This window comes from Gilliamella sp. GillExp13 (assembly GCF_001690815.1).
In the GTDB taxonomy this organism is placed as follows: Bacteria; Pseudomonadota; Gammaproteobacteria; order Enterobacterales; family Orbaceae; genus Gilliamella; species Gilliamella bombi.
Genome location: NZ_LZHJ01000151.1, coordinates 1 through 12,925, shown reverse-complemented (window position 1 = coordinate 12,925; position 12,925 = coordinate 1). Strand labels below are relative to the sequence as shown.

The 12,925-nt window shown below is 36.0% G+C and carries 11 protein-coding genes, 1 pseudogene and 1 CRISPR repeat array (1 of these 13 cut by a window edge); of the genes and pseudogenes, 11 read left to right on the top strand and 1 reads right to left on the bottom strand.

Annotation, left to right across the window (positions count from 1 at the left end):
• Positions 1–559: direct repeats of the CRISPR family, unit length 28 nt; unit sequence GTTCACCGCTGCATAAGCGGTTTAGAAA; it reaches 309 nt to the left of the window's first position.
• 57 nt (positions 560–616) lie between these two features.
• Positions 617–1,300 (top strand): hypothetical protein, encoded by a 684-nt coding sequence (locus tag A9G37_RS10615; protein WP_034910055.1) that lies wholly within the window; start codon positions 617–619, stop codon positions 1,298–1,300.
• An 87-nt stretch (positions 1,301–1,387) separates the two neighbouring features.
• Here the strand turns inward: A9G37_RS10615 and A9G37_RS10610 are convergent, their stop codons facing one another.
• Positions 1,388–2,050: a helix-turn-helix domain-containing protein gene (locus A9G37_RS10610; protein ID WP_065561124.1), complete on the bottom strand. Its 663-nt coding sequence runs from the start codon at positions 2,048–2,050 to the stop codon at positions 1,388–1,390.
• 102 nt (positions 2,051–2,152) lie between these two features.
• Here A9G37_RS10610 and A9G37_RS10605 point away from each other — a divergent pair, with 102 nt between their 5' ends.
• From A9G37_RS10605 to A9G37_RS10560, 10 genes and pseudogenes are all read left to right on the top strand, one after another.
• Positions 2,153–2,335 carry a hypothetical protein gene (locus A9G37_RS10605; protein WP_065561125.1) on the top strand — a complete coding sequence of 61 codons (183 nt, stop codon included), beginning with the start codon at positions 2,153–2,155 and terminating at the stop codon, positions 2,333–2,335.
• A 73-nt stretch (positions 2,336–2,408) separates the two neighbouring features.
• Entirely contained in the window at positions 2,409–3,170 is a 762-nt protein-coding gene (locus tag A9G37_RS10600) for a KilA-N domain-containing protein (protein ID WP_081297741.1), read from the top strand.
• Between the two features lie 55 nt (positions 3,171–3,225).
• The gene (locus A9G37_RS10595; protein WP_065575480.1) at positions 3,226–3,954 is read left to right on the top strand and encodes a BRO-N domain-containing protein; all 729 of its coding nucleotides are present in this window, start codon (positions 3,226–3,228) and stop codon (positions 3,952–3,954) included.
• A gap of 410 nt (positions 3,955–4,364) precedes the next feature.
• On the top strand, positions 4,365–6,269 hold the full coding sequence (locus A9G37_RS10590) for an ATP-binding protein (protein ID WP_034945307.1): 1,905 nt from the start codon (positions 4,365–4,367) through the stop codon (positions 6,267–6,269).
• 115 nt (positions 6,270–6,384) lie between these two features.
• A complete protein-coding gene (locus tag A9G37_RS10585) occupies positions 6,385–6,714 on the top strand; it encodes a phage tail protein (RefSeq protein ID WP_065561186.1) in 330 nt (109 codons plus the stop codon).
• Complete coding sequence (locus A9G37_RS10580; protein WP_065575479.1) at positions 6,711–7,415, top strand: phage minor tail protein L; 705 nt, start codon at positions 6,711–6,713, stop codon at positions 7,413–7,415. The genes A9G37_RS10585 and A9G37_RS10580 overlap by 4 nt, the downstream gene beginning before the upstream one ends.
• Positions 7,416–7,421: 6 nt before the next feature.
• Positions 7,422–8,135, top strand: a complete 714-nt coding sequence (locus tag A9G37_RS10575; protein ID WP_065575478.1) for a C40 family peptidase — start codon at positions 7,422–7,424, stop codon at positions 8,133–8,135.
• On the top strand, positions 8,078–8,719 hold the full coding sequence (locus A9G37_RS10570) for a tail assembly protein (protein WP_081297737.1): 642 nt from the start codon (positions 8,078–8,080) through the stop codon (positions 8,717–8,719). The genes A9G37_RS10575 and A9G37_RS10570 overlap by 58 nt, the downstream gene beginning before the upstream one ends.
• 253 nt (positions 8,720–8,972) lie before the next feature.
• Positions 8,973–11,984: pseudogene (gpJ, locus tag A9G37_RS10565) on the top strand (TipJ family phage tail tip protein); the annotation flags it as partial.
• 52 nt (positions 11,985–12,036) lie between these two features.
• Positions 12,037–12,925 (top strand): prophage tail fiber N-terminal domain-containing protein (locus A9G37_RS10560; RefSeq protein WP_176701905.1); only part of this gene is annotated, 889 nt, incomplete at its 3' end.

Sequence of the window (12,925 nt, the reverse complement as noted above, 5' to 3'; positions counted from 1 at the left end):
TGCATAAGCGGTTTAGAAAGGTAAAGTGTCATCATCATGCGCACGCGCATCGTTCACCGCTGCATAAGCGGTTTAGAAAAACTACAACGCCGCCACGCGGCTGGCTAAAATGTTCACCGCTGCATAAGCGGTTTAGAAAACACTCTCGCCGGTAGCTTTTGATAACATATTGTTCACCGCTGCATAAGCGGTTTAGAAAATCCTCCGATGAAGTTTAATGCGGTAACAATTGTTCACCGCTGCATAAGCGGTTTAGAAAATTAGCAGCAAAAGACGTTGCTTTCATTGCTAGTTCACCGCTGCATAAGCGGTTTAGAAAAAAGTGTAGGACCAATTAATCCTGTTGGGTTTGTTCACCGCTGCATAAGCGGTTTAGAAACGCAATCCCGAAAAAAAAACCTGCTAAAAACAGTTCACCGCTGCATAAGCGGTTTAGAAATATTTGGTTTGGGATTAATGATTGAACCTCAAGTTCACCGCTGCATAAGCGGTTTAGAAAATCTGTACCAGCGAGCCGATCGCTTCGTTCAAGTTCACCGCTGCATAAGCGGTTTTTTTATTGCACTTGGTTAATAAATTTCATACTATTAATCAAAATTACTTATAGGAGAATAGAGTGAAGAAACTTATATTAATTGGTTTATTTGGCTTGGTTTTAACCGCTTGTAGCACTGTGAAATATAATTATGTAGCTGAAACAAAACAAATAAGCTATCCCGATTTGAATGTTGTTACAAAAACCTTTATTGGCGACGATATGGTTAGACAGGGCACAGTAGCGTCAAGGGATGTTATTTATTTTCCTCAAACTACAGTTGTTAGCAGAGGGGTGGATTTTACTATTCATGCCGGAGAATACCCTAAAGTAGGTGAAGATCAAAAGTATCTATTTTTTGGTTTAAATGAGTTAAATTCTGGAGTAACAGTGGGTAAATCAACCTTTGCTGATTTACCTGTAGGGATTAGAACTAATAAAAAAGATAATGACCTATGCATTGTTACTGTTAGTGGTGGCTCTTTATGTAACAGTAATTCTTCATTTTCGTACCAAAAGAAAAATGTAACTTATCAAAATGCGTTCCAGCAGATACTAATCTATAACGGTAAAGTAGGGCATAAGATTAACATCGGGTATAAAGAATTTAATAAGGATTTTTCTCGCCCTGCATTTTCAAATAATGTTGAATATGACTTATCAGAATCAAAAATTATAAGATATAAAGGTGCAGAATTAGAAATAATAAAAGCAACTAATCAATTCATTGAATATAAAGTATATAGTAATTTCAATCTGAGATAAAAAAAGCCCTTTCGGGCTTATTTAAATTTAGTTAATTTGTTATTAACTACCAAGCAATTCAAACCCTCTAAGAGGGTTTTTTATTGGTTATCTTAGTTTAATTTCAACATTAATTGCTTTTGCTAGAATAGTATATTCATATTTCTTTAATGTTATTGTTGGATAATCTTTGTTTAAAGATGAAACTTTTGTGCCTAATGTATCGAAGAAAAGTTGTTTAAATGAATATTCATCATTAATCATAAGTAAATAAAAACCACCGCTAACTTTATCAAATTCAGTATCAAATATAACAATAGCACCGTCTGGGAACCCTAAATTACTTTCTAATGACATGGAATCTCCAATTATTTCTAAAGCAAAAAAGGAATTTTTCACACTTAATGAGCAAGGATGAAATAAATTATTTATTACAGGAAATGGTTTAAATGATAACAAATTTTTTTCAAAATCACTCCAATGATAAAGAGGAATTTGCTCGACTTCACCTTTTGGTGTGAAATCTTCATACTCGACAATTCCTAAAGAATCAAGCCCACAAGCCAACCAACCAGGGGTTACATTAAAGAATCTTGCTATTTTTAATAGTAATTCTTTTCTAGGTTTTGCTGTCCCATTTTCATAAGCAATTACTTGTCTTGATGATATTCCTAATCGTAACGACAAATCTTTTTGCGTTAATGGTGTTCCGCTGTTTTTTCTTAAATCTTTAAACCTATTTTTAAAGTTATCATCTATTTCGAATGACATGAAATATTACCTAATTTTAATATTGACATGTGAATTATTCATGTTAATATGTGATTAATTATTAATTATAGTGAATTATTCACTAATAACATAGGAGAAAATATGAACCAAAATAAACTATCAACAAAATTTAGGCAAGTAAGATTTAAAGAGGAAACGGATAATTCTATTATCGAAACTGCGACAAGATTTGGGAGAACTGTTCCAAAAGAAATTGATTATCGAATGGAAATCTTCGAAAGGATGTTAAAACGAGGTGAAATAAAAGAATATGAGAACATCTAATAAAGCAAAAACCCCAAGTGCGCCAACACCTGAGGTCTCAATAATTAATCCCACTAGAAAAGGAACTAACAACATGAGAAACACTAACACAATTAATTCAAATTGTCCAGTAATAGCTGGAATCTCTATCACAACCGATAAAGAGGGTCGATATAATCTTAATGCGCTACATAAAGCTAGTGGAGGCAAAGATGCTAAAAGACCTAAAGCATGGTTAGCAACAAAGTCCACTCAAGAACTTATTGAAGAGCTAAGGCAGAATTCTGCCTTTGGTCAAGAAATAATCACTGTCACAAAAGGCGGTATTTCTTCTGGTACATTCGCCCATGAACTTTTGGCCATTTCTTATGCCGGTTGGATTAGTCCAAAATTTCAGTTAATGGTAAATCAAGTATTTTTAGACTATAAAAAAGGTGAATTGAAAAACATTCAAAAAACTTCTAAATCTTATTTACCTGAATATCGACAAGCTAAGGCGATAGAATTATCAGTCAGAGCCTTAGATAAGATGTTTAGCAATTTGCCACATTTGAGTGAACAGTCTAAGCAAGCTATCTATGCCGATACAATTAATCCAATTGCTGGTAAAAATGTTATTCCGCTTCCTAAGCTTGAAAACAAAACATTTTCAGCTAGTGAAGTAGGAGATTTACTTGGCGTATCCTCAAATAAAATTGGTCGTATAGCTAATAAGCTCAACTTAAAAACAGAAGACTACGGAATTTTCGTACTCGATAAGTCACGTTCTTCTGATAAACAAGTTGAAACTTTTAGATATAACGAAAAAGCAATAGATGTAATCAAAAATCATCTTATTAATAAAGAAATCGCTTAACCAATTAACCAACAAATTATAAGCCCCCAAAGAGGGGCAATTACGAGGATATAGCATGTCAAACTTATCAATTTTTAATTTTCACCAAACACAAGTTCGCATTCAATTATTGAATAATGAACCTTTATTTTGTCTTACCGATGTTATCAAAATCTTGAATATAAAAAATGCTAACGCTAGTCGTTTCAATATGTCAGAAGCTGGTATACATAAAATGTATATCAGGTCAGGAGGGCAAAATAGAGAGGTAACTTTCATTAATGAGCCAAATTTATATCGTGTAATTTTCAGAAGTAATAAAAAAGAAGCCATAGACTTCCAAAACTGGGTATTTGAGGAAGTTTTACCGACAATCCGCAAAACAGGTAGTTACTCATTAACAATTAACGCCGAACAACAACAAGCAATCCAACAAGCAGTCAACGAGCGAGTTTATCGAACAGGTGAACGACATCAAGCGGTTTATTCAAAGTTTCATCAGCAATTTAAGATACCACGTTATCAGGATTTGCCTGCTAGTAAATTTGATGAGGCTATAGAGTGGTTGGGTGGGGTTACAAAAACAAGAAAAGATATGATTGAGGTAAGCAGAACCAACCTAATTTGTTTAGTTCATCACATGCTTTGGTTGAACGATTTCTATATAGACAATCGTTTATATGATGTTTTTAAAATGCTAGGCTCTAATTTCGGTATAAGAATTCACGATCATTTTGGCGACGGTGCTTTTGTTGCCTCGATGTTTAAACGACAGTTAGAAAAGAAACAATTACGGCAAGTATAAGTTAACGACTGTAAGAAAGAAGGCAGAATCCTGCCTTTGATTAAAAAACAATCGCAATCAAATATACGAACAAACCACCTTCGGGTGGTTTTTTTACACCCATTTCAGCTACTACGAACTTTTATGCCTAAGTGGCTGTTTATTTTGAATGGCATGAGGAAAATATGCAAAATTTAATAAAATCAGAAGAAATAGTGATAATTGAAAATGAAAAACCTTTGACAACTACTTTACATATAGCAGATGGCACAAATGGAAATCACAGAGCAATTATCCAATTAATCAGAACTCATATACATCACTTTAATAGATAATGCTTATAATTGTAGCTGGGTCCCGCCTTTTATGGCGGGGAATATGTCTAGTTTTTAATAATACACAGATTGCCGTTTAAATATATTAAGGTTATCATGAATATAAACTTAAACAATGAAGATATTGATATAATGAAAACCAACTTTGCTAGAATTGCATCGTATTTTTATAAAGGGGTTACCGTTAATGATGCTTTAAGAGAAGCAATTATGAACTCCATACAAGCTAACGCCACCAATATTTGTATTGATTTTCAATTTGCTTACGAAAAAACACTAGATGGAGAAGAATCAAATCTTGGTAATTTAAATAAATTAATTATAGAAGATAATGGCGATGGATTAACTAGACAAAATATTGATGCTTTCCTTGAGGTGGCAACTGAACACAAAAAAAATATTGGCGGAAAAGGGCTTGGGCGCATTTCTTTTTTAAACTTAGCGTCAACAGTTAAAGTTGAAAGCGTTTCAAATGAAAAGAAAAGTGTAGAATTTGATTTTACATTTAAAACAGATGAGAATGATATCAAAATATCTAATTGTAATGATGAACAGCATTCTTACACAAAAATATATTTAAGTGATTTAAATTTAAAGCATCCGAAAACGCAAGTTGTTTCTTGTGTTAATTTTGTAAAAGAAAAATTTAATTTGATGCTTTTTCTAAAACAACAAGAAACCCAAAAAAAGATTTCTATTAAGTTTTTAGTCAATGGAAGATTGTTTGATGAGGTAAGAAGCAATGATATTTGTTGTTTCAAAACAATCAATCATATAAATAATAACTGTGAGTTTTTAATATATGCTTTTAAGAACAAAGAAAAGCAGGGGGTACGTATATATTATTGTGCTAATAATATTCAAGTAAAACCAGTAGTGATATCTGAAACTTTTCATACAGAATATGTATTTGCTATTACATCAAATTTTTTTGATGAAAAGGCTAATGCAGAAAGAACGCAAATTGATTTTCAATCTAATGATAAGTTAGCTCAAGTAGATATGTTATTAGCTACCCCTAATAACAATTTTGAAAAAGAGTTGAAAGATATATGCCTTGACGTTATTCATAATTGCGAGCCTAACATCAAAGAAGATAATCAAAAAAGGCTTGGCAAACTAGAAGAAAAATATGGCTATATAAATTTTAATGATATTGATGTTAATAGTTTGGAGTTTAATGAAAAAAACATCATTGATTCCTATAGAAATAGAATAAATCAAAAAGAAGATAGACTAGCTATGTTACTCGATAAACCTGATATTTCCGCTGATGAATTGGTTTGTGAAGTGATTGAGCAAAATAAACATGAACTTGCAAAATATATCTTTCATAGGGATTTAGTTGCGAAAAAAGGGTTATCTTTAACTAATTCAAACGAAAATGAAGATGTTTTACATAACTTATTTTTTCCACAAAAAACTAGTGTTGTGGTTGATGATAAAACCGAAAATAATAAAAATCACTTATATCAAAGTTGTGTATGGCTTTTGGACGATAAATTTATGTCTTATACATACACAGCATCAGATATAACAATAAAAAAAATCAATACAGAAATAGGTAGTAATGATTTTGATTGTACATCAGAAAAAAGACCTGATTTATTTATTTTGTATAATAGCCCTGAAGAAAGCGAGTTGCTTAAAGACGTTGTCTTGATTGAGTTTAAGAAAGGTAATATTGATTATAAAGAAAAAACTTCTGCAATCGATCAAGTTGATGAATATAAAGAAAAACTCAAAAAAATTGTAAGTAATATAAATAACTTTTATTGTTATATTATCTGTGATTTTAAGGCTGATGACGTAGATATTGAAAGAGTTATGACTAATAGAGCATTTACGAAAGTTTTTAGTAATAACGGATGTATGTATTATGGTTATTTACCAGGTTCAAAGACACATGTAACTTTTGTTTCATCAAACAGTATTTTTGCGGATGCTGTTGCGAGAAATAAAACATTTTTAAATATCTTAAAAGGTAAAAATAATAACTGAAACTAAATTAGTTTTGACACTAAAACAAAGATTACGGACAAATATACGAACAAACCACCTTCGGGTGGTTTTTTATGCTCGCAAATGCGGGCTTTTTTTATGTCTGGAGAAAACTATGGAAACATTTTATTGGAGACCGCAAAACAGCTCCACGATTTCAGTATCACCGAAAGTGAAGGTAATTAAGTTCGGTGATGGCTATGAGCAACGCATTCGGGACGGTATTAACAACGATCTGCGCTCATACAACGTAACATTTGTTGGATTATCAGAAGATATCAGCTTGATTGATGATTTTCTTAGCCGACACAATGCGGTTAAAGCCTTTTTATGGCGAGAGACTAATACTCACAAAACTATCAAAGTGGTCTGTCGTTCGTGGACTTCAACGCATGACGGCATGACTAAAACAATTAGCGCCACATTCGAGGAGGTAGTAGCATGATCCCCCAAAAAATGTTACTTGATATAACTAAAATAGCACAAGATGCGATTATTGATTTGTACGAAGTTGATTTAACGAAAATCGTGGGTAATAAAACAATATTCCGATTTCATAACGGATTAAATGAGCTTCGGCGACCAATTACATGGCAAGGCAATATCTATGAGCCATACCCTATTAAAGTAGAGGGTTTTCAAAAAAACGGGCAGGGCACTAGTAACCGTCCAACCATGAGCGTTAGCAATGCCATGGGCTTTATTACAGGCTTAATTGCTGATTTTGATGGTTTACTTGGCGCAGTTGTCACACGCCACGAAGTGCCAGTTAAATACTTAGACGCTGTTAACTTCGAGAACGGCAATCAATATGCTGATCCGTTTTGCGAAATCATCTCAAATTATGTGATTGAGCAGGTAAAGCAACAAAATTCAATGGTTGTTACGTTTGAATTAGCGTTACCGTGCGAGTCTGACGGCGCCTTAATTCCTGCTCGTGTAATTATTGCGAATACGTGCAGTTGGATATATCGCTCATCAGAATGTGGTTACACTGGTGGACCTGTAGCTGATGAATTTGATAAACCGACTAATGACATCACAAAAGACAAATGTAGCGGTTGCCTTACTGGCTGTAAACTGCGTTATGGGCAACACGGCATTCTTCCTTTTGGTGGTTTTCCAACCGCCGCAAAACTCTCTTAATTAATTATGAAAACACAAATACTTAATCATGCAACTTCTTGCGGTGAGGCTGAGTGCTGCGGATTTGTTATTGATAATAAAACATATCTACCGTGTAAAAATATCTCACACACACCAACCGAAACATTCGAAATATCCTCTGATGATTGGATAAAAGCGGAACAAAAAGGGGAAATAACTGCAATTGTGCATTCACATCCTGATGGTTTGCCAATTTTGAGCGAAGCGGACCAATTTTATCAACAACAAACAGGATTAGACTGGTGGCTAGTTTGTGATAACAAAATTCACAAATTCAGGTATATCAAACCGTTACTGGGTCGTGAATTCAAACACGGTGAGATTGATTGCCTAACACTAGTACGAGATGCGTACATGTTAACGGGTATCAATTTACCGAATTACGAAAGGCAAGACGATTGGTGGCATAACGGGCAAAATCTCTACTTAGAATTATTGCCTAAAAATGAGTTTGAACAAGTTAAGGACATCCAAGAGGGCGATGTCATATTAATTTGTCTTGGCTCAACAACACCAAATCACGCCGCCATTTATATCGGCAATCAATTCATTCTACATCATTGCCCAAATCGTCTATCGAAAAGAGATTTATACGACGGGTTTTGGCTTAAATACACACATTCAATCTGGAGGCATAAAAAATGGCAATCATTCGCTTTTACGGCAATCTTAAACAATATGGCGATAAGTTCAATATGAGCGTTGAAACAGCAGCGGAAGCATTGAACGGCTTGTACTGCCAAATAAAAGGTTTGAAAAAGCAAATCATGGACGGCTATTTTCGGGTTCGTATTAACGGCGTAGATATGAACGCGGACAATTTACAGTTTGGTCTACACAGCCGAATCCCACAAAATGCCGTTATTCATATTGTACCCAAAACAGAGGGTGCAAAAGGTGGAGCATTCAGCTTTATCGCTGGCGCGGTGATGTTTGTTGTTGGGGCTTTCTTGTATTGGACACCTGCAGGTTATCCATTAATGGCAGCAGGCTTGGGCTTAATGATTGGTGGTGTGGCCATGATGTTAACCAAATTACCCAAAACCGACAAATCAGCAGACGGTGGTACCAATAAAAACACCTATTTTTCCAACTTAGACAACACGATAGCACAAGGTGCGCCTGTACCGCTTTGTTACGGATTAACAAAAATTGGCTCTAAAGTACTGTCGCAAGGGCTTGAAACATTAGACGACACGATAGATTCAGATAAACCGCCATTTTTCCCACCAAAACAAGATGGTAACAATATTGCTATTAAGGAGCCAAAATTACATGGGTAAAGGTTCAAAAAAGGCGAAAACGCCTAGTGAAGCTCGTGACAATCTTAAGTCACATCAACAGTTAAGTATTATTGATTTGCTGTGTGAAGGACAAATAGAAGGTCCATCAAATGGACTACAGAGCGTTTTTTTAAACGATACACCAATTCAAGCGCCCGACGGTTCGTACAATTTCAACGGCGTTAATGTTGAATGGACGGCAGGCATTCAGGCGCAATCACCGCTTGAGGGCTTTCCTGCAACCGAAAATGAAGTGCCTGTTAATTTGGAAGTAAAAGCAACAACGCCAATCGTGCGTACGATTACCGACCCAAATATTGACAGAGTGCGGATTACGGTTGGGGTGCAGTCGTTAAGCTCAACGGATAACAAAGGCAATATCAACCGAACATCGGTATCAATGGAAATTCAAATTGGCGTGGGCAGTATATGGAAAACGGTAAAAACGGTTGATTTAATTGATAAAAAAACACGCTCACAATATTTAACATCAGTTATTTTAGACGATTTACCACCGAAACCGTTTAATATTCGTGTAGTTCGCAGAACGCCAGATAGTACATCATCATTATTAGTCAATAACACACTATGGAGTTCGTACACTGAAATCTACGATACTAAATTTTCATATCCGAATACGGCCGTTGTTGGCTTGAAGTTTGATTCATCGCAGTTCAGCGGTGTGCCTCGCCGTAATTATCTTATTAAAGGGATGATAGTTAAAGTACCTGACAATTACACTCCCGAAACGAGAGAGTATAAAGGCTTTTGGTCAGGTAATTTTAAATTGGCTTGGACCAATAATCCTGCGTGGATATTTTACGACATACTAACTAACACACGTTACGGTATGGGTAATCGAATTGGCCAATTCGGTGTTGATAAATTTGCGCTATACACGATTGCACAATATTGTGACCAGTTAGTCGATGACGGTTTTGGCGGTAAAGAACCGCGCTTTACATGCAACTGTTACATTACAGAGCAACGACAAGCATATGATGTTATTCATGACCTGTGCTCAATCTTCCGAGCTATGCCGATTTGGGATGGGACACAATACACGGCAGTAATGGACAGACCGAGCGACCCAGTTGCTATTTATTCAAATGCAAACGTGGTAGAGGGGCAGTTCAACTACACATCAGCAGCACAAAAATCACGGCATACTGCTGTGCATGTGCGTTATATTGACCCAAATAATAATTGGGAACCAACGACTGAGTACGTTGCAGATGATGATTTAATTAAACGGTTTGGCTTAAATGTAGCTCAAGTTGACGCATTCGGTTGCACGTCGAGAGGACAGGCTCATCGAGTAGGAAAATGGTTGATTCAAACCGAAAAATTAGAAACACAAACGGTAACATTTTCAGTAGGTCGTGAGGGCATCCGTCATTTACCGGGTGATATTATTGGTATTGCGGATAATGATTTCACAGGAACTACAATCGGCGGGCGAATTTTAGCAGTAAATGATAGCACGATTACCTTAGATCGCGACATTGATATTAAAAATCTGAAAAATGCGTATTTGAGCGTAACAGATACAAATATGCTGCTACAAAAAGTAAAAATTCAGGCACAGATTAAACCCAATCAAATTGTTTTAGTTAGCAGCGTTAGTGTCGATGAGTATTCTGTCTGGGGCTTATATGACAATAAAATCAAACCACGCTTGTTCAAAGCAATAACAATCGCTGAAAACAGCGACGGCACTTACTCAATCACTGCGCTACAACATGAGCCACAAAAAGAAGCGATTGTTGATAACGGGGCTAAATTTGAGGTAGAAAGCGGTGCTATTTTTGGCTGGTCGATTCCACCCGTTGAGCAACTACAGGCCGAAGTCATTCCCGAATCTGATTTATATCAAGCTCGCTTATCATGGTCTACACCGAGAACAATTCAAAACTTGAAGTTTGAAGTAAAAGTGTACCGTGATGATAAATTAATTAACCGTGAAACTGTTAATGATACTGAATATTATTTATCAGACCTGCAACAGGGCAAGTTTAGCGCAACGGTGAGAGGGGTAGCAGAAGACGGACGATTGGGCGATGAAACCACGATTGCATTTTCTATTTTACCACCGTCTAAACCATCAGGTTTAGTACTAACACCAAGCGCATTCAATGTCGCTATTCGCCCAGTAATGACAGCGGTGTCTAGCTTGGGTACACAATTCGAATTTTATAAAGGCACAACAAAAGCCGAGGTTGAATCGAAGCGTAATTATCTTGGCCGAGCGATGTCACTTACCGATGTTGATTGTCTGCCTGATACCGAATATTGGTACGGTGTAAACGCAATTAATGTTGTTGGTCGTTCAGAGATGTTTATCGCTAATACCAAGACGTTAATTGCAGAAAATGGCGCAGGGGGATTATTTAGAATTCAAACGCAAGACGGCAAATTCCCGACAAATAACGATGATGCTACTCAAATGTTTTATCGTGAATTTGGTTTTTATCCAGCTCGTGATACTACACTAATTATCTACTCATTAGATGGTTCAGGTAAAGTTGCTCATTCAGAAGCGAGAATGTACAACGGTGCGCGATGGATTGAGCCTGCCATGTTCTTGGACGGTGATTTAATCGCTACTGGCACAATGCGAGGTGATAGATTAATTGCTGGCACTGAAATCAAAGCACCGCTAATCTCAGGCGGTAAAATGGTTGCAGGTAGTGTTATCAGCTCAGGTAACCCGCCTGTTTTTGAACTGCTTGAGGACGGTACATTAAACGCAAGACGGGCTAATATTTCAGGTAACATTTATGCAAATTCAGGGCAATTAAACAATGTTGTGATTAATGAAAATTGCGAGATTAAAGGCACGTTAAACGTTGGACAGATTAAAGGCAATATACTCTCAGCCAAAAACTACGTTCGTGATGTTCATTTGGGATTTGGTATTCAACCGCCACAAAATTCAGCGCACATAATGACAGTTGAGGGAAACGGGAGCTGGCAAACTCTTTGCTTTGCAGGAGCAACATTGGTGGAATGCAAAAATGGCAACGTATCTGATGTAACGCTACAATTTTTATTTAACAATCAATTTTCTTTTAATATTAATCAATTCATTAATAACGGGAAAATAGATAATTTATGCGTGCCAGTTCCTCCGCTGCCCATTGGCAGTAGAATTAATATTCAATTAATTGGTGAGCGACGTAAACATTCATTTGTGAGTCAATGCAAAGTCTCGTTCAATTCGTTAGCGCTGTTAATGAACAACTCGAATGGTTTTTTAGATTAAATTATAACGTAACCGCGCTAGTCGCGGTTTTTTATCCTATAGGAGAAAAATTATGGCAAAAATATCAGGAACATTAACTGATGGTGCGGGTAATATTATCAACAATTGTACTATTGAGTTATACGCAAAAAAAACAACAAGTAGAGTTCTGGCTCAAACATATGCGTTTGAAGTCGCTGAAAACGGCAGATATTCAATGAATGTTTTGCCGTGTGATTACGATGTAAAACTAATTATAAATGGGTTTCCGACAAGCAGGCTGGGTACTATACATGTGCTCTCAGACTCAAAAGATGGCTCGTTAAATGATTTTTTGCTCAATCCGTCCGAGAGTGAGATAACACCGGAAGTTGTGCAGCAGTGTGTTGACGCTCGTAATGACGCTAAAAAATCAGCAGATGATGCTAAAAAATTCGCATCGACAATTGATACATCAACGTTAGTTAAAAAATCAGGCGATGAAATGACGGGGCAATTACGTATGTCTGCTGAGTCAGCTGGCATTAAATTTAAATATGAAGAAAGTAATAACGAGTTTGTATTACGTACGCTGAGTAATAGCTTGTCATTTATTTTTTACGATGAGCAAATAGAAAAATGGTCAACAAAATTAGCATATATAACAGATAAAAAACAATGGTGTTTTCTAGATGTTGATGATGTCACAATTAACAATAAATCAGCACTAAAAGAAGGCGACGCAGTACAGTTGTTTGGTGATTTAGCGAATGCAAATATAAACGATCTAACGGGTTTAAGGGAAGGTGTTTATTTTCAAGGTCGAAACGTTCAGGCGACTACTGAAAACAACTATCCGGTCAACGAATCTGGGACATTACAAGTTTTAAAAAATGGCGCAGATGGTGCTGGCTGCTGTCAAATCTACACTGCTTACAGAAATGCTCGGCAGTTTATTAGAAACTATAGAGGCGGTACTAAAA

What these genes read in the sequence shown, in the direction of transcription:
- A9G37_RS10610 (WP_065561124.1), bottom strand. Translation starts at nt 2,050, where the DNA reads ATGTCATTCGAAATAGATGATAACTTTAAAAATAGGTTTAAAGATTTA.
- A9G37_RS10605 (WP_065561125.1), top strand. Translation starts at nt 2,153, where the DNA reads ATGAACCAAAATAAACTATCAACAAAATTTAGGCAAGTAAGATTTAAA.
- A9G37_RS10600 (WP_081297741.1), top strand. Translation starts at nt 2,409, where the DNA reads ATGAGAAACACTAACACAATTAATTCAAATTGTCCAGTAATAGCTGGA.
- A9G37_RS10595 (WP_065575480.1), top strand. Translation starts at nt 3,226, where the DNA reads ATGTCAAACTTATCAATTTTTAATTTTCACCAAACACAAGTTCGCATT.
- A9G37_RS10590 (WP_034945307.1), top strand. Translation starts at nt 4,365, where the DNA reads ATGAATATAAACTTAAACAATGAAGATATTGATATAATGAAAACCAAC.
- A9G37_RS10585 (WP_065561186.1), top strand. Translation starts at nt 6,385, where the DNA reads ATGGAAACATTTTATTGGAGACCGCAAAACAGCTCCACGATTTCAGTA.
- A9G37_RS10580 (WP_065575479.1), top strand. Translation starts at nt 6,711, where the DNA reads ATGATCCCCCAAAAAATGTTACTTGATATAACTAAAATAGCACAAGAT.
- A9G37_RS10575 (WP_065575478.1), top strand. Translation starts at nt 7,422, where the DNA reads ATGAAAACACAAATACTTAATCATGCAACTTCTTGCGGTGAGGCTGAG.
- A9G37_RS10570 (WP_081297737.1), top strand. Translation starts at nt 8,078, where the DNA reads ATGGCAATCATTCGCTTTTACGGCAATCTTAAACAATATGGCGATAAG.